This window comes from Geobacter sp. SVR (assembly GCF_016865365.1).
Taxonomy (GTDB): domain Bacteria; phylum Desulfobacterota; class Desulfuromonadia; order Geobacterales; family Pseudopelobacteraceae; genus Pelotalea.
Genome location: NZ_AP024469.1, coordinates 1,931,180 through 1,947,500, shown reverse-complemented (window position 1 = coordinate 1,947,500; position 16,321 = coordinate 1,931,180). Strand labels below are relative to the sequence as shown.

13 protein-coding genes (1 of these 13 only partly in view) are annotated in these 16,321 nt (G+C 57.1%); 5 read left to right on the top strand and 8 right to left on the bottom strand.

Features of this window, described 5'->3' with window-relative positions; translation table 11 throughout:
- From pyk to GSVR_RS08995, 5 genes are all read right to left on the bottom strand, one after another.
- A protein-coding gene (gene pyk / locus GSVR_RS09015) for a pyruvate kinase (protein WP_173198914.1) crosses the window boundary here: on the bottom strand, window positions 1-459 show its 5' portion. It extends 981 nt beyond the left edge of the window; only the first 459 of its 1,440 coding nucleotides appear in the window; the start codon lies at window positions 457-459; its stop codon lies off the left edge, out of view.
- Window positions 459-2,408: an aconitate hydratase gene (locus GSVR_RS09010; RefSeq protein WP_173198916.1), complete on the bottom strand. Its 1,950-nt coding sequence runs from the start codon at window positions 2,406-2,408 to the stop codon at window positions 459-461. Before GSVR_RS09010 ends, pyk begins: the two co-directional genes overlap by 1 nt.
- Before the next feature lie 34 nt (window positions 2,409-2,442).
- Complete coding sequence (lpdA, locus tag GSVR_RS09005) at window positions 2,443-3,903, bottom strand: dihydrolipoyl dehydrogenase (RefSeq protein WP_173198918.1); 1,461 nt, start codon at window positions 3,901-3,903, stop codon at window positions 2,443-2,445.
- Window positions 3,904-3,989: 86 nt separating this feature from the next.
- Window positions 3,990-5,615, bottom strand: a complete 1,626-nt coding sequence (locus GSVR_RS09000) for a peptide-binding protein (RefSeq protein ID WP_173198920.1) — start codon at window positions 5,613-5,615, stop codon at window positions 3,990-3,992.
- Complete coding sequence (locus tag GSVR_RS08995; protein ID WP_173198922.1) at window positions 5,612-7,318, bottom strand: tetratricopeptide repeat protein; 1,707 nt, start codon at window positions 7,316-7,318, stop codon at window positions 5,612-5,614. The genes GSVR_RS09000 and GSVR_RS08995 overlap by 4 nt, the downstream gene beginning before the upstream one ends.
- A gap of 142 nt (window positions 7,319-7,460) precedes the next feature.
- Between GSVR_RS08995 and GSVR_RS08990 the strand changes: the two genes are divergently transcribed.
- The 5 genes from GSVR_RS08990 to GSVR_RS08970 are packed head-to-tail and all read left to right on the top strand — an operon-like array spanning window position 7,461 to window position 13,348.
- Window positions 7,461-9,026: a bifunctional aminoglycoside phosphotransferase/ATP-binding protein gene (locus GSVR_RS08990; RefSeq protein WP_173198924.1), complete on the top strand. Its 1,566-nt coding sequence runs from the start codon at window positions 7,461-7,463 to the stop codon at window positions 9,024-9,026.
- Window positions 9,023-9,280 (top strand): hypothetical protein, encoded by a 258-nt coding sequence (locus GSVR_RS08985; RefSeq protein WP_173198926.1) that lies wholly within the window; start codon window positions 9,023-9,025, stop codon window positions 9,278-9,280. Before GSVR_RS08990 ends, GSVR_RS08985 begins: the two co-directional genes overlap by 4 nt.
- The gene (locus GSVR_RS08980) at window positions 9,277-12,531 is read left to right on the top strand and encodes a SpoIIE family protein phosphatase (RefSeq protein ID WP_308936464.1); all 3,255 of its coding nucleotides are present in this window, start codon (window positions 9,277-9,279) and stop codon (window positions 12,529-12,531) included. Before GSVR_RS08985 ends, GSVR_RS08980 begins: the two co-directional genes overlap by 4 nt.
- Before the next feature lie 13 nt (window positions 12,532-12,544).
- A complete protein-coding gene (locus GSVR_RS08975; protein WP_173198927.1) occupies window positions 12,545-12,880 on the top strand; it encodes an STAS domain-containing protein in 336 nt (111 codons plus the stop codon).
- Between the two features lie 39 nt (window positions 12,881-12,919).
- Window positions 12,920-13,348 carry an ATP-binding protein gene (locus GSVR_RS08970; RefSeq protein WP_173198929.1) on the top strand — a complete coding sequence of 143 codons (429 nt, stop codon included), beginning with the start codon at window positions 12,920-12,922 and terminating at the stop codon, window positions 13,346-13,348.
- A 22-nt stretch (window positions 13,349-13,370) separates the two neighbouring features.
- On the opposite strand, the gene GSVR_RS08965 is transcribed toward GSVR_RS08970, so the two are convergent.
- The 3 genes from GSVR_RS08965 to GSVR_RS08955 form a co-directional block, all read right to left on the bottom strand.
- A complete protein-coding gene (locus GSVR_RS08965) occupies window positions 13,371-13,871 on the bottom strand; it encodes a HyaD/HybD family hydrogenase maturation endopeptidase (protein WP_173198931.1) in 501 nt (166 codons plus the stop codon).
- A 74-nt stretch (window positions 13,872-13,945) separates the two neighbouring features.
- Window positions 13,946-14,608: a Ni/Fe-hydrogenase, b-type cytochrome subunit gene (cybH, locus tag GSVR_RS08960; protein WP_173198933.1), complete on the bottom strand. Its 663-nt coding sequence runs from the start codon at window positions 14,606-14,608 to the stop codon at window positions 13,946-13,948.
- A gap of 15 nt (window positions 14,609-14,623) precedes the next feature.
- On the bottom strand, window positions 14,624-16,321 hold the full coding sequence (locus tag GSVR_RS08955; protein ID WP_173198935.1) for a nickel-dependent hydrogenase large subunit: 1,698 nt from the start codon (window positions 16,319-16,321) through the stop codon (window positions 14,624-14,626).

Sequence of the window (16,321 nt, the reverse complement as noted above, 5' to 3'; positions counted from 1 at the left end):
CAGGGTGCCGCCCGTTACCACGGTGCAGGTCACTTCATTGCCCTGGACGGACGCAACCCTCAGTTCCATCAGGCCGTCATCCAGCAATATACGGTTTCCCGGCCGCACATCCCTTGTCAACTCTTTGTAGGTTGTGGGAATGATGCCATTTTCCCCCAGTACCTCCTCGGTGGTGATAGTAACCATCTCGTCCCTGGTCAGTATCATCGCATCGTCACGCATCCGCCCCGTGCGGATCTTGGGGCCCTGCAGGTCGGCCAGTATGCCGACCTGCACTCCCAGCTTACCGGAAGTGGAGCGTATGTTTTCGATCAGCAGTTTTTTTTCCTGATAGTCACCGTGGGAAAAATTGAGCCGGAAGATATCGACGCCGGCATTGATGAGACGCTCGATCATTTCGGGCGAAGAGCTGACAGGGCCGAGTGTGGCGACGATTTTGGTTTTACGCAGTGCTTGCATCAATTACTCTCCAGGTGCTGTTCCACGAGATTTAATGTACCGCCGGACAAAAGTTCCTCGCGCTGACGCTCGGAAACCTCCAGACGGGTGATTATTTTCCTGTTGTCTACAAATAGCGGAATTTCGACGGCTCCGGCTTTGATCAGTGCACGAATGTCCGGCAGGGAAACCATATCCCCCTGCTGCAGACGGTCGTAGTCCTCCGGATTGTCGAATACCAGCGGAACAATGCCGAAATTGACCAGATTTGCCTTGTGAATCCGTGCAAACCCCTTGGCCAGCTTGGCGCGGATCCCCAGATATCGGGGGGCGATAGCGGCATGTTCACGGGAGGAACCCTGGCCGTAATTTTCGCCGGCAACAATAATACCGGTACCTGCCGATTTCGAGCGGGAGGGAAATTCGGCATCGACCTGCTCGTAGACATGCTCGCTGATGGCCGGGATGTTGCTGCGCAGCGGCAGCACCTTGTTGCCGGCCGGCATGATGTGGTCGGTGGTGATGTTGTCCCCGACCTTGAGAACCACCTGTGCCTGCAGCGTATCGGGCAGCGGCTCGAAATCCGGAAAGGGCACGATGTTCGGTCCGGTGACGATTTCAACCTTGGAGGTGTCGTCCAGCGGGAAAATGATACTGGAATCGTCCACCAGGTATTTGGCCGGATTCTGCACTGCAGGATAGGCTTTGATGGTTCCCAGCTTGCGCGGATCGGTGATCACTCCGAAAACGCCTGCCGCTGCCGCGGTTTCGGGTGAGCAGAGGTAGACCTTATCCCCCTTGGTGCCACTGCGGCCGGGGAAGTTACGCGGAAAGGTGCGCAGCGAAACCTGGTTGGTGCCTGGCGCCTGTCCCATGCCGATACACCCCAGGCAGCCAGACTGATGGATGGTGGCGCCCGCCATCAGCAGGGTTACCACTCCCCCCTGATCGGCCACGTTCTCCAGCACCTGACGGCTGCCGGGATTGATGTGAAATGCGAGGTGGGAGGCTATGCGCTGCCCTTCCAGGATACGGCAAACCGTCATCAGATCGCGGAACGAGGAGTTGACCGAACTGCCTACCAGCACTTGGTCGACCTTTATCCCCTCCACCTCCCGGACCGGGACCACGTTGTCCGGCGACGAGGGGCAGGCAATCAGCGGTTCCAGGGCGGAGAGATCGATTTCATCGTACTCGTCGTACGCCGCACCCTCGTCAGCAGCCAGGGCCTGCCATGCCTCACCGCGTCCCTGGGACACGAGAAACTCGCGGGTGCGCTCGTCCGAAGGAAAGACCGACGAGGTCGCACCCAATTCGGCACCCATGTTGCCGATGGTGGCCCGGTCCGTCACCGACAGTGTTTCCACGCCAGGACCGTAATACTCGATGATCTTGCCCACGCCCCCCTTGACCGTGTGGCGGCGCAGCATCTCCAGGATCACATCCTTGCCTGACACCCAGTCCGGCAATTTGCCCACCAGTTTCACCCCCATGACCTTGGGGCACGGCAGGTAAAAGGGATGACCCGCCATGGCGAGGGCCACATCCAACCCGCCGGCGCCGATGGCTATCATGGAGAGCCCGGCAGCCGTAGGGGTATGCGAATCCGCACCCAGGAGGGTCATGCCCGGCACGCCGAAACGCTCGAGATGAACCTGGTGGGAAACGCCGTTGCCCGGCTTGGACAGGTGCACGCCGAATTTAGTGGCAGCACTGGTCAGAAAGGCATGATCATCGGCATTCTTGTAGTCTGTCTGCAGCAGGTTGTGGTCGATATACTGCGCGGCCAGCCCCACTTTGACACGCGGCAGCCCCATGGCGATGAATTCCAGCATGGCCATGGTGCCGGTGGCATCCTGCAGCAGGGTGTGATCGATCCGGATGGCGATTTCCGTTCCGGAAACGAGTTTCCCTTCAACCAGATGAGATTCGAGAATTTTGTTCGCAAGATTTTTGGGTGCGTTTGACATGATGGTCTCCTGTGTCGGATACGTTCCTCAAATATTACGCATGGATCGCTTCTTTGTGCACGTCCAGGGCCGCTTCCTTGACCGCTTCGGCGAGAGAGGGATGCGCATGGCAGATCAGGGCGATGTCCCTGGAGGTTCCCCCGAAACTCATCACGGCCACGGCCTCGGCAATCAATTCCGATGCCCGTGGTCCGACAATGTGCACACCCAGAATCCGGTCGGTTTCACCATGGGCCAGGATCTTGACGAATCCCTCCGTCTGGTCCAGACAGCGAGCCCTCCCCAGGGCGGCAAAGTTGAAACGGCCGCTCCTGAACGGAATGCCGGATTCCTTGAGCTGTTCCTCGTTCTTTCCGACAAAGGCTCCTTCCGGCTCGGTATATACCACTCCGGGAATGAATTCATACTCAACAACCGAAGCCTGCCCTGCCATCCGTTCAACACAGACAACACCTTCTTCGGAGGCCTTGTGGGCCAGCATGGGTCCCGGTATCAGGTCTCCGATGGCATACACGCCCGACGCTGTGGTCCGGTAGTCTGCATCGACCATTATCCGTCCCTTGTCATCCAATCGAACACCGGCATCTTCCAGCCCCAAACCTGCTGTCAGAGGGCGTCGCCCTACAGCGACCAGCAGCCTGTCGCATGCCACTTCATCACTGCCCGCACCGGCACTGAACCGGACCAGGGCACCGGCACCGTTCCTGCTGATGCCATCGATGCGCGTACCCAGCTTGAATTCAATTCCCTGCTTGCGCAGCGAACGGTAAAGGGCATCAGCCACCTGGCGATCCATGGCAGGCAGTATCTGCGGCAACATCTCGATCACCGTCACCCGGGCACCCAGGCGGCGCCATACGGAACCCAGCTCAAGGCCTATGAATCCTCCCCCCGCAACAACGAGATGCTCGGGGACGCTGTCGAAACCGAGTGCTTCGCGCGCGCTGACCACCACCTGACCGTCGAATGGCACACCGGGCAGCGTCGTGGCTTCGCTGCCGGTGGCAAGGAGGACCCGCTGCGCCGTCAGCCTTATCGGTGCGGGGCGTTGCGATGGGTCCTGCTGTTCACCCGCTGGAATCGTACCCGCTCCGGCATCGATCTCGACTCCCCAGAATCCGGATGGATCCCGGCCTGCCAGTCTTGCTGCGCCACGGATATGCTGGATGCCGTTTTTCTTGAATAGATAGGCGATTCCATCGGTCAGTTTCCCGACCAGGTCATCCTTGCGGCGCATCATGACCGCCAGATTTAGTTGTGGGGAATTTACACCTATGCCGTGCGAAGCGAATTTGTCGCGAGCCAGCATGAACAACTCGCTGGAGTCCAGCAGCGCTTTGCTGGGGATGCATCCCTCGTTCAGACAGACGCCCCCCAGCGAAGGGCGCCGCTCGATCACGGCCACCTTCATTCCCAACTGCGCAGCACGGATAGCGGCCACGTAGCCCCCCGGCCCTGCTCCGACTACCACCAGATCGAATTGTTGTTCGGACATGTGAGCAGCCTCTCTCGTATCAATAAATGGTTTCTTATCAGACAGTGTACATCGGACGCTGCTCCGATGCACCTTCTTATCACACATCAATAGATCTGTTCCGCCTTTGGCACATACCATTTGATCTGGTTGTGGCCGATCCCTGCCGGCGCCGGTTCGATGCCGCGAATGCGCGAGTTTACCACAGGCAGGGCATCGGGAACATACAGGAAGGTGTAAGGCTGTTCATCGGCCAGAATTTCCTGAATCCTGAAATAGGCCCTCTTTCGTTTTTCTATGTCAAAGGTGCTGCGTCCTTCGACCAACAGACGATCCACCTCCGCATTCTTGAAGCCGATGAAGTTGAACTCGTGGGGATTGGTCTTGCTGGAATGCCAGATATCGTACATGTCCGGATCCTGCGACGTGTTCCATCCCAGCATGACCACTTCGAAATTGCCCTTATCCACGAATTCCTTCAAGAAAGTGGCCCACTCCACAACGCGGATTTTGACATCGATCCCCACGGACCTGAGTCTCTGCTGGACGATCTGCGCCGTCAACAGCCGCTGTTGATTCCCCTGATTGGTGAGAATGGTAAACGAGAACGGCTTGCCATCCTTCAGCAGAATACCGTCGGCATTCTTCTGTTTCCATCCCGCCTGAGCCAGCAGATCCACCGCATGTGCCGGGTCGTAGGCGATATCCTTCACCTTCGGGTTATACGCCCAACGCCCCGGCACTATGGGGCCGTGGGCTTTCTGCCCCATTCCGAACAGCACGCCATGAATCAGTTCCTCCTTGTCGATGGCGGCTGTCAGCGCCTGGCGGATCCGCTTGTCACCAAACAGGGGATGGCGCAGATTATAGCCCATATAGACATAGCCGGGAGAGGGGTAACGGAATTTGTTGAAACGGGAGGTGAACTGCGGAGTATTGGTCTGGCGGGCATACTGTACCGGGGTCAGCCCCATCAGATCGATGGCACCCCCCTTAAGCTCCATGTACATGGTCGAGGAATCGGGAATGATGCGATAGATATAGCGGTCGATATAGGGCCGGCCTTCAAAATACTCGTGATTCGATTCCAGCACGATCTTCTGGCCGGCGATCCATTCCCTGAAACGGTAGGGACCGGTGCCGATCGGCTTGCGGGCCAGCGGGCTCTTGGTGATATCCTGCCCCTCCAGCAGATGGGCCGGCAGGATGTTCATACCCCATGAAGCCAGCGCCGGCGCGAATGGAGCGGCATATGTCACCTGCACCGTGTAGTCATCCAGTGCGGAAACATGCTTGATCTGCTTGAAGTCCTCGGCATAGGCGGTGGGAGTCTTGGGATCAATGACCACCCGATAGGTATAGAGAACATCGCGGGAGGTGAAAGGCGCTCCATCGTGCCACTTCACCCCCTTGCGGAGATGAAAGGTGATGACCAGGCCATCGGGCGCGATATCGAAGCTGTCGGCCAGGTCAGGGACGATGTTGAGATCCTTGTCGTACTTGATCAGCCCGTTGTAGATCTGTCCGGCCACCGCATGGGAGGCCGAATCCGTGGCAAGGACCGGAATCAGCGTTGAGGCCTCGCCAATGGTCCCTTCAACAATGGCATCACCGTATGCCGGCCGGTCGTCCCCGGTACGTACCGGATTTTTCGGAGCACCGGTCTGGGAACACCCCGCGATGATCAGGGCGCAGATCAGCAGGAACGGCTTGAATCTGCGACACCAGTTCATCGCTCACCATGCTCCCCTTTGATCCTGCGGATCTTGTCGGATAGTTCTTTGCGGTCCGGATCGATCTCGAGTGCGCGCTTGTAGGTCTTCAAAGCTTCCTTGTACTCCCGGCGCGCCAGGTATGCATCGCCAAGGTGCTCCAGAATGGTCGAGTCGTCATCCGCAAGGCGACTGGCCTCCTCAAGATAGCGAACCGCCTGGTCGAAATTCTTCATTTTGAAATAGACCCAGCCGAGGCTGTCGAGAATGAAGCCGTCATTGGGGCGTATTTCCACTGCCTGTTTGAGATATTCGAGCGCCTCATCAAGGTTTTCACCCAGTTCCGCGTAGGAGTATCCGAGAAAATTGAGGGCCTGCGCATCCTTTGGGTTCAGTTTGAGAACCTGCTTCATCTCCGCCATCGATTCCTGCTTGTGCCCCAATTTGTCCATGAGCACTCCGAGCCGGAAATGCAGGCGCGGGTCATCGGCAAAGCGTGTGTTTTCCTTTTTGAGCAGATCGAGTGCCGCTTCCGGCTTGCCGACCGTTTCATACAGCGAGGCCAGATAGAGGTACAACTCAATACTGCGCGGATCAACGGCAATGGCGTCCTTCAGGATCTTTTCGGCTGAGGCGGTTTCCCCCTTTTCCTGAAGAATAAACGCGATATGGCCGATTGCTTCCAGGTACGCGGGAGATCCCTGCGGAATCTTCTCAAACTCGGCGTAAGCCCGATCCAGATCCCCCTTCTCTTCATAGGCGATACCGAGATAAAGCCTGATGGGGTGGGCTGCCGGGTCCTTTTGGAGCAGGTCGGTGAAGACCGCGATTGCCTGATCGTACTGTTCCAACTCGATGTGAATCAGACCGATCTTCCGCAACGTTTCCTGGCCACCCAGGCCTGATTGCGCCGCAACTTCGAGATACTCCAGTGCCTCATCGAACCTGCGCTGCTGGATCAGCAGCTGTATCAGCCGCTGAAGAACGACGGCTCGATTCTCGTCTTCGTCCAGTATGCTGCGATACACCTCGATGGCCTGCGGATAATCTCCGAGCGCCTCGTAGGAGGCCGCCATGTCAATGGCCGCCTGGCTGAAATCGGGCCTGATCTCCAGGGTTTTCTTGTAGAAACCGATTGCCTCCCGGTAGAGCTTCATCTGGCTATAAGTGCGTCCAAGATAATAATAGGCCAGGACGGAATCGGGTTTCAATTTCACCAAGGACTTCAGGGTATTGACCGCTTCCTCGTACTCGAACAGACGGGTCAGCGAAATTACCAGTTGCAGGTAGGCATCCTCTTTGGTCGGATCCAGTTTGACGGCCTTACGCAACAGCTCGACCGCTTCCTGATCGCGTCCGGCCGAAGCCATCAGCACCCCTGCCATGAGATAGGGCTCCCGGGCCTCAGGATCGAGTTGAATCGCTTTGTTAAAATATTCGAGCGCCTCCTGCGCCTGGCCGATTTTGAGCTTGATCTCCCCCATGGCTGTCTGCAAAAAGGCTGAAGATGGTTCGAGCTCCATGGCTTCCCGCAGAAGGGTCAATGCGGTCGGGTAATCGCTCTCGTGGGTGGCCAGGCGGGCGCGGGAATAAAGATAGAGAGCCCGGGCATGATCATCTTGAACAGCGGGTGATGAGACTGTTTGGGTAGATACTGGGCTCCCGGCGGTGGCGCACGAGGAAATTGAAAGGGTACACAGCAGTATGATCAGTAGAAATGGCATCTCGGCGTAGGTCCATTCGGGTGGGAAATGTATTAAAAATTACCATGGATACCTGTTTGCGTCAAACGATTATGATGGTGCCCGGAAGCTTGCGGATGGCCTTGTTTGATGATAGTCTTCAAAAACAGTGCGAGGCGCGGCCGTGATACGATCCATACTAAAATCCCTCTTGAAACCCGATGCCTACCCCGAGCCTACCAGCAAGGTCGAAATGGTCCAGACGCATGTTTCCTGGATATTTCTCACCGACGGCCATGCCTATAAAGTCAAAAAGCCGGTCGATTTCGGCTTTCTCAACTTTTCGACCATCGATCGCCGACGTTTCTACTGCAATGAAGAGATAAAATACAACAGCCGCCTCTGTCCCGATATCTACGAAGGGGTGGTTGAATTGCGCGAAGCACCGGACGGGGCCGCCTTTCACGGGAACGGCGCTGTTCTTGATTATGCGGTAAAAATGAAGCGTCTGCCGGCGGAGGGGATGCTGGATCGGCTGGTAACCGAGAGGCGCGCCACTGCTGCCGACCTGCGGGATGTTGCCCGTGTCATTGCCGAGTTCCACCGCACTGCGGAGACCTCTCCCGGCATCTCGCAATACGGCCACCTGGAACGCATTCTCTCCAATTGGCAGGAAAACTTCGATCAGGCTGCCCCTTTGGAAAGTACTACCCTTCCCGCATCGGAAAGGGAGTTCATACGGGATTGGGTGGTTTCCTTCGCGCGTGAGCATGCGGAGGCCTTTGACCAGCGGGTGAAAGGCGGATTCATAAGGGAGTGCGACGGAGATATCCACCTTGAGAACATCTGCCTGACAGAAGGCAGGATCTACATCTTCGACTGCATCGAATTCAACGAACGCTTCCGCTGCTGCGACACTGCGTCGGATATGGCCTTTCTGCTGATGGATCTCGATTTTCATGGGCGGCACGATCTGGCCGAGGAGACGGCTGCAGCGTACCTCGAAGCATCCGGTGACAGCGGGATGCCGGGGGTAATCGAATTCTACAAGGTGTATCGCGCCTTCATACGAGGCAAGGTGGAGAGTTTCAGACTGAACGACGCAGGGCCAGACCTGCAGGAGCGTGAGCGGATCATCTCGAAGGCCGCCCGTTATTTCAGGCTGGCGCGCGGCTATATCGAACGGCACACGCTCCTGCCGACCCTGTTCATCACCTGCGGCCTGATGGGAAGCGGAAAAAGTACGCTTGCAGCCCAGCTTTTCTTTGAACTGGGCATTCCTGTTTTCCGTTCGGATGCGATTCGCAAGCAAATGGCCGGCATACCGGTCGATGAACCTGCTCCCGCAGGCTACGGCCATGGTCTCTATGAAAAGGACACTACCCGTGCCACCTATAATGAACTTGCCCGGCGCGCCGAAGAGGAACTGGCAATGGGACGCTCCGCCGTGATAGACGCAAGCTTCATCAGCAGGGATCACCGTCTGGAATTTGCGGCTCTTGCGGAGCGCTACCGGGCACGCTTTGTCGTACTGCATGTTTCCTGCAGCGAAACCGAGACCCGGCGACGGCTGGTCGCACGCGCGGCCTCGGGACGATCCGTGTCGGACGGCCGTTTCGAGCTGCTGCCGAGCCAGCGCGAACGGTTCGAACCCCCTCTTGCGAATGAAGGCCTGGTAATCCCCTTGCACACCGGTACCTCCCCGGCAAGCCTGACCAGCCAGATCTACAAGAGGCTCCGGATCGCATGATGAAGCGCCTGGGCCACACATTGCTGCGCCGGCTGCAGCTGCGGGAATCGTGGATCATCTTCTTCATCATGGGCATCATCATGATGAATTTCCCGTTCCTGTACATATTCAACAAGCCCGCCACCATCTTCGGCTTTCCCATCCTGTTTCTCTATCTTTTCATCGGCTGGCTCATCTCAATCGGCGTGATCTACCTGTTCGTCCTCGCCATTGGCCATAACGGGGACAAGCCCCGGGAGACCGGCCCATCGTGAACGCAGGAATCTTCCAGGCGGCAACCGTATCCATGCTGTATGTGGTCCTGATCTTCCTGATCGCCTGGTATGCGCACTGGCGCAAGGAGACGGGGCGGAGCATCGTCGGCAATCCCTACGTCTATACCCTTTCCATTGCCGTTTATTGCACCTCGTGGACCTTCTTCGGCGGCGTCGGCAAGGCGGCCACCACTGGCATCGATTTCCTGCTGATATACCTCGGTCCTTCACTGACCGCATTTTCATGGCTTTTCGTTCTGCGCCGCATCATCCTGATCAGCAAGGAACACAACATCACCTCCATCGCCGACTTCATCAGCCTGCGCTACGGAAAATCGGCCTGGCTGGGTGCATTGGTGACGCTGATAGCCATACTGGGAGCAATGCCCTATATTGCCCTGCAAATCAAGGCTGTCTCCACCAGTTTTTTTCAGTTCAGCGGGTTTCACGACAACGCCATCCACATACCGCGCGGCACCTCCGAGGTGACCATCCATACCGGACTGGTACTGGCCCTGATCCTGTCCCTGTTCAGCATCATCTTCGGAGCCCGCAGGCTGGTCTCCTCCGAACGTCATGAGGGGTTAGTGGCGGCCGTGGCGTTCGAGTCGCTGGTCAAGCTGGTCAGCCTTGTGGGCGTCGGCATTTTTGTGACGTATTATCTGTTCGACGGCTTCGACGATATTTTTACCCGCTTCCAGCACTCCTACCCCACTCAATTCGAACGCCTCTTCACTCTCAGCACCCCGCAGAATTCCGAGGACGCGACCCCTGCCTTCACCATGCTTTTCCTGTCCATGGGCGCGATCATGCTGCTACCGCGGCAATTTCACGTGATGGTGATCGAGAACTGCGATACCAGGCATGTATCGACTGCCATGTGGCTGTTTCCCTTGTATCTTTTCCTGATCAACCTGTTCATCATGCCGATAGCGCTGGGGGGGATACTGACTACGGGGAGCACGGCAGGAGCGGATTTCTTCGTAATCGACATTCCCATCCTGACCAGGCACGGCAGTATTGCAATGCTGGCATTTCTGGGGGGGCTCTCCGCTGCTGCCGGTATGGTAATGGTCGAGTCGGTCGCTATTTCGACCATGCTGCTCAATCACATCTTCATGCCGGTCATCGTCCGGTTCACGCCTCAGAGCTGGTTCCCCTACCTGCTGATCAACCTGAAGCGCATCGGCATCCTCCTGGTCATTCTGCTGGGGTATTCCTATTATCGCATTGTCGGCGATACCTACAAGCTGGTCGACATGGGCATGACCTCCTTTACCGCCGCCTGCCAGTTCATGCCTGCCATGCTCGGCGGGCTTTACTGGCGGCGGGGCAATCGCGCAGGGGCTGTCAGCGGCATCCTGCTGGGCTTCATTATCTGGTTCTATACCCTGCTGCTGCCTTCTTTCGCCAAGTCCGGCTGGTTTCCCGATTCGATCGTCGAACAGGGGCTCTTCGGCATCGGCCTGCTCAAGCCCACGGCGCTGTTCGGCCTCAGCGGAATGGATCTCTGGAGTCATTCTCTTTTCTGGAGTATGCTCTTCAATATCAGCAGCTACATCATCTGCTCGATCATCCTGGCGCAGGACGAACGGGAACGCGAGCAGGTACGAAAGTTCATAGTCTCATTCGATACGGATCGTCACACTCTGCGGCATATCGAAACCCACAGGCTGTCGAAGCCGGTCACCGTGGCCCAGTTCGTCACGCTCATGACAAAGTTCATCGGCGAAGAGGAAGCCAGGCGTTCCATCAACAGCTATCTCGAAGGCCGCACCACCAATGACGATGGCCATATTTCCGAGTTCGAACTGCCCAACCTGAAACGCTTTGCGGAAAGGACCCTGGCTGGCTCGGTAGGGGCAGCCGCAGCAGGGGCCATTGTCGACAGTTTCCTGTCGGACATGGGATCGCGCATGGAATCGGTCTACGACATATTCAGCACGGTGAAGACATCACTCGATCAGAGCCGGGAAGCCCTGTACGTCAGGCTGAAGGCATCGGAGATCATCAACCGGACCCTGGACCTCCAGATTATCATGGACGACCTTTTGAAGCTGCTGCTGAAGGAGTTCAGGCTGGACGTCGCCATGATTCAACTGCGCGATAAAGACGGCGTACTGGCCGTGAAAAGCTATCAGGGCAGCAATCGTCGTCCAATCAATGAGCGCCACTGGTTCGAGGAAAGCAGGCCGTATTTCGACATGGTCATGATCGACCGCAAGGCACACTTGGTCAACGACACCCGCCTGGCAAGCGAAATCGTGCCGTTTCGGCTGACCGTCGCAGAGGGGATCGTTTCATGCGCTCACATACCGATCCTGCGTGAAGGGGAGCCATCGCTCGGCATCATTTCGGTTTTCTCCAAATCCATCCCCGGGTTGTTCACCGAGGAGTTCGTCGGCCTGCTTTCCAGTCTGGCTGGCCAACTGGCCCAGGCGGTCACGATCGTCCGTGAGATTGAGGCCAAGGAACTGGAGCGTGGCCAGAAGGAGCAGGCGCTACTCCAGAATGCCCGTGTCACGCGCGACATGGAAATAGCCCAGCAGATCCAGATCTCACTTCTTCCGGACACCGCGCCGGAGCTCTCCGGCATTGAAATGGCCGGCCGCTGCATATCCGCCGCACATGTCGGGGGTGATTACTATGATTTCTTCCTGCGTGACGATCATACCGTCGATCTTCTGATTGCTGATGTCTCCGGCCATAGTGTCGGCGCGGCGCTGATCATGGCCGAGGTGCGTACGCTCCTGCGCCCCCAGCTGAATACGGCCCACAGTGCCAGCGCCATTCTGCAGCTGCTCAACAGCCAGCTCTACGAAGACCTGACCAGGGCAGAACTCTTCATTACCATGTTTTATGCCAAATACAATTCGGCTACCGGCCGTCTGTCCTATGCCAACGCAGGACATAACCACCCCCTGGTCATGCGGCCGGGGGAGAATTCATGCATGGAACTGGATGCGGAAGGCCTGATCATAGGAGTTAAAAAGTCGGTCATGTTCGAAGAACGGCAGATCGAGTTGTTGCGAGGAGATGTGGTGCTGTTTTATACCGACGGGCTTTCCGAGGCTACCAGCACAACAGGGGATCCCTTCGGCGTGGAGCGCATCTGTGCCCATCTCTACAGTGTCAGCAATCTGCCTCCAAAGGACATCATTGATTCCTTCTATTCCGCCGTGATCGCACATACCGGGTCCGACACACTGCAGGACGATATTTCGTTGGTAGTTTTGAAAATCATGAACTGAAAGGATGTCAACAATGAACCTGAAGATCGAACAGAACGGGAAACTCACCATCATTTTCGTGCGGGAGGAACGCCTGGACGCCCATAATTCCGATGAGCTCAAGACCGAAATCAACAAGGTGTTCGAGGCAGGGGGGCGGGAATTGCTGATCGACCTCAAGGAGGTCAGGTTTATCGACAGCTCCGGACTGGGTGTGCTGGTTTCTGGCTTCAAGAACGCTTCCGCGCGCCAAGGCACGCTCAAGCTTTCGGGACTGCAGACCCAGGTACGATCGATGTTCGAATTGACCCGCCTGCACCGGGTGTTCGATATCTTTCAGACCGTTGACGATGCAATGGAGAGTTTTTGATTTGAGGGAGAGTCCGAGCTACTACCCCGCGAGGAAACCATGAAGAACGAGATCGAGATCCAGATCAAGGTACCAAACCAGACTCGCTACCTGAGTCTGATCGGAAGGATCGGCGAGATCGTGGCCCGGGAGCTTGATCGTTTCACCGGAGATCGGGAAGCCTTTGCACATCATCTCAACCTTGTGCTTACCGAAGCAATGGTCAACGCCATCAAGCACGCCAACGCCAACGATCCCGACAAGGAAGTGCATGTCAGGATAATCATCTCCACCCTCGAACTCGTGATCCGGGTGTACGACAGCGGCCAGGGTTTTGACCTCGACACCATTCCCAATCCCTGCGAAGAGACCGATCCGCTGGAAGAGAAAGGCAGGGGGCTTTTCATCATACGATCGCTGATGGACTCGGTGGTCTACAAGAACCTCAACGGAGGCAATGTCCTGGAAATGAAGAAGATGTTCAAATAACGGCAGGATGAAAGGCGGAATCTCAAACCGGTTCCGCTGCGTATCCCCACTGCTCCAGTTCGCTCAGGATCAAGGCCACCATCGCATCCAACTGCGCCTCGACCTCAGGCGTCAGCTCCGTGTCCATCCCGATGTTTCCCGGCTGCACCCCGATCAGTACCATCTCCTGCGGCATATGTCCCATCAGCTGTGAGACGGTGAGAAGATCCTTGAGCCCCATCTGGTGAGGCGAGATCTTGGTTTCCAGTGCCAGGGGGATCTCCTCTCCTGTCAGCCGGACCAGGGTCCCCGGAGCACCGCCGGTTTCAACGGCATCCACGACAATCAGCCGTTCAATCCCCTCCAGCCTGGGCAGAATGTCCAACCCGAGGGTTCCGCCATCCATGATATCGACCACTGGCGGAAAACGGTACTCGCAGGTCAGCTTCTGGACCGCCTTCACCCCTACCCCGTCATCACTCATCACCAGATTTCCGATGCCGAGGACCAATACCGTTGGTGCCGGGCCGGATTTCAGACTCATACACATCTCCTTCACAGCACGCCGAAAAAAAGGCGCACCAGACCGGTGCGCCTCCGATGGTTCCGGCTACGCCGTCAGTCTTCCTTCTTGTACGTGAACTTGTAACCGCTGAATATACTGGAAATTTCACCGGCGTGTTCCTTGATGTCCATCAGCATGGCGCTGTATACGTGGTTAACCACAAAGCCGAGTATGAACCACATGCCAAGATGGTGCGCCAGACGCATGCCCTGGCTGCTGAACAGGGCATACATGAATCCAAGGGATTTGTGCATCAGCCCCTGCGGCGCATGCTCCGCATACAGTGAAAATCCGGTCAGGATCATGAGCAGGTACAGCAGAAACAGCACCAGGTAGGCGGTTGTCGCCATGGGATTATGGCCGAACGTTTCCGGAACCTGCCGGTCGATCAGCATATAGTAGCGTAGCATTTTTACCATCTTCTCCCGCCCCTTGACGGTCAGGAACGGCAGGAACTCTCTCCAGCGGGCATACCTGTTGCCGATGAACGACCACAGGAGGCGGGACAGCACGCTCACGGCAAAGGCATAGGCAGCCACAAAGTGGACAAAGCGGATCCAGCCCATGACATAGTCCGAGGCTGAACTGCCGAACGAGAAGGGAGTACCGATGAAGAAGCCGGTTACGACCAGGGTGACGATGGAAGCCACATTGATCCAGTGGCAGCAGCGTACAGGCAACTCCCAGATATAATGCTTGAACTTGTTCTCATGCATACCCGGGCCCCCTTTCTAGGACACAGTGACCTTGACCACCTCGTTGCCGCTCGTATCCATCACATGAACGGCACAGGCCAGGCAGGGATCGAAGGAATGGATGGTCCGCAGGATCTCCAGCGGTTTGTTCGGATCTGCCATGGGTGTTCCCACCAATGCCGCTTCGTAGGGGCCGCGCTGCTCCTTTGCGTCGCGAGGGGAGGCATTCCAGGTGGAGGGAACCACCGCCTGATAATTCACGATCTTCTGATCCTTGATCTTGATCCAGTGCCCCAGAGCCCCGCGCGGCGCCTCGTGCCAGCCATATCCCCTGGCCTCCGCAGGCCACTCGGCCGGGTCCCACTTCTCGTTGGCATGAATGCGGTAGTCCCCCTTGGATATGTTTCCGATCAATTCATCCAGGAACTTGGGGGTCTGACGGGCAACCAACAGGCAGTCGATGCCCCTGGCCGCGGTGCGGCCGAGCGTGGAGAAAAGGGCTTCCGCGCCGACTCCCAGCTTCTGCAGCACCAGATCGACCACCGCCCTGGTCTCCTGATGCCCCGAAGCATAGGCAACCAGGATGCGAGCCAGCGGTCCCACTTCCATCGCCTTTTCGTCGTAGCGCGGCGATTTGACGAAAGAGTACTTAGCATCGGTATCAAGATGCTCGTAGGGGGGCTTGGGACCAGTGTAACGTACCTCCGTCTCGCCGTCGTAAGGATGCAGCCCCTTCCCCGGTCCTGAAGCGTTATCGAACCAGGAGTGGTCGACATACTCGGCGATCTTGCCCTGATCCACCTTTACCACCTTGGTCAGATCCTTGTCCAGGATGGCGCCGGCCGGGAACCACAGGTTGCCGCTGGCATCCGGGAACTCGCCGTAACACAGGTAATTGCCGACTCCCCCTCCTATGGCGGCCCAATCCTTGTAAAACGAGGCCACAGCCAACAGATCGGGAATGTAAACCTTCTCGACGAAATCCTGGGTTTTTTTGAGCAGGCGCTTGATCTCGATCAGCTTATCGGCATTGAGAGCATTCTGCGAGTCAGGATCAATCGGGATCGACATGCCGCCGACCAAGAAGGTCTGCGGATGCGGATTCTTGCTACCCAGAATGGCGTGTATCTTTATGACATCCTTCTGCCACTCCAGCGCCTCCAGGTAGTGGGCAGTTGCCATGAGATTCGCCTCGGGGGGCAGCCTGTAGGCGGGATGCCCCCAGTAGGCGTTCGCAAAGGGCCCCAGACGTCCGGAAGCGACAAATGCCTTGAGCTTGTCCTGAACACCCTTGAAGTAGGTGGCCGAGTTGTTGGGCCAATCCGACAGCGATGCCGCCAATGTGGAGGTGGCAGCCGGGTCCGCCTTGAGCCCGGAAGTAATGTCGACCCAGTCCAGCGCGTGCAGATGGTAAAAGTGAATGACATGGTCCTGCACGTTCTGGATGCCCATGATGATATTGCGGATCAGTTCCGCATTGGGTGGAACCTTGATCTTGAGGGCATTTTCCACTGAGCGTATGGATGCGATCGAGTGTACCGTGGTACAGACACCGCAGAAGCGCTGAGTCCAGAACCATGCATCACGGGGATCGCGCCCTTTCAGGATTTTCTCGATACCGCGGAACATGGTTGCCGAACTCCAGGCATCGGTGATCCGGCCGCCATTCACCTCGGCCTCGATGCGCAGATGCCCTTCTATCCTGGTAATCGGATCTACAACTATCTTAGCCAT

Excerpts from the sequence above, each read along its gene's own strand:
- GSVR_RS09010 (WP_173198916.1), bottom strand. The coding sequence starts at position 2,408 with ATGTCAAACGCACCCAAAAATCTTGCGAACAAAATTCTCGAATCTCAT.
- lpdA (WP_173198918.1), bottom strand. The coding sequence starts at position 3,903 with ATGTCCGAACAACAATTCGATCTGGTGGTAGTCGGAGCAGGGCCGGGG.
- GSVR_RS09000 (WP_173198920.1), bottom strand. The coding sequence starts at position 5,615 with ATGAACTGGTGTCGCAGATTCAAGCCGTTCCTGCTGATCTGCGCCCTG.
- GSVR_RS08995 (WP_173198922.1), bottom strand. The coding sequence starts at position 7,318 with ATGCCATTTCTACTGATCATACTGCTGTGTACCCTTTCAATTTCCTCG.
- GSVR_RS08985 (WP_173198926.1), top strand. The coding sequence starts at position 9,023 with ATGATGAAGCGCCTGGGCCACACATTGCTGCGCCGGCTGCAGCTGCGG.
- GSVR_RS08975 (WP_173198927.1), top strand. The coding sequence starts at position 12,545 with ATGAACCTGAAGATCGAACAGAACGGGAAACTCACCATCATTTTCGTG.
- GSVR_RS08970 (WP_173198929.1), top strand. The coding sequence starts at position 12,920 with ATGAAGAACGAGATCGAGATCCAGATCAAGGTACCAAACCAGACTCGC.
- GSVR_RS08965 (WP_173198931.1), bottom strand. The coding sequence starts at position 13,871 with ATGAGTCTGAAATCCGGCCCGGCACCAACGGTATTGGTCCTCGGCATC.
- cybH (WP_173198933.1), bottom strand. The coding sequence starts at position 14,608 with ATGCATGAGAACAAGTTCAAGCATTATATCTGGGAGTTGCCTGTACGC.
- GSVR_RS08955 (WP_173198935.1), bottom strand. The coding sequence starts at position 16,321 with ATGGCTAAGATAGTTGTAGATCCGATTACCAGGATAGAAGGGCATCTG.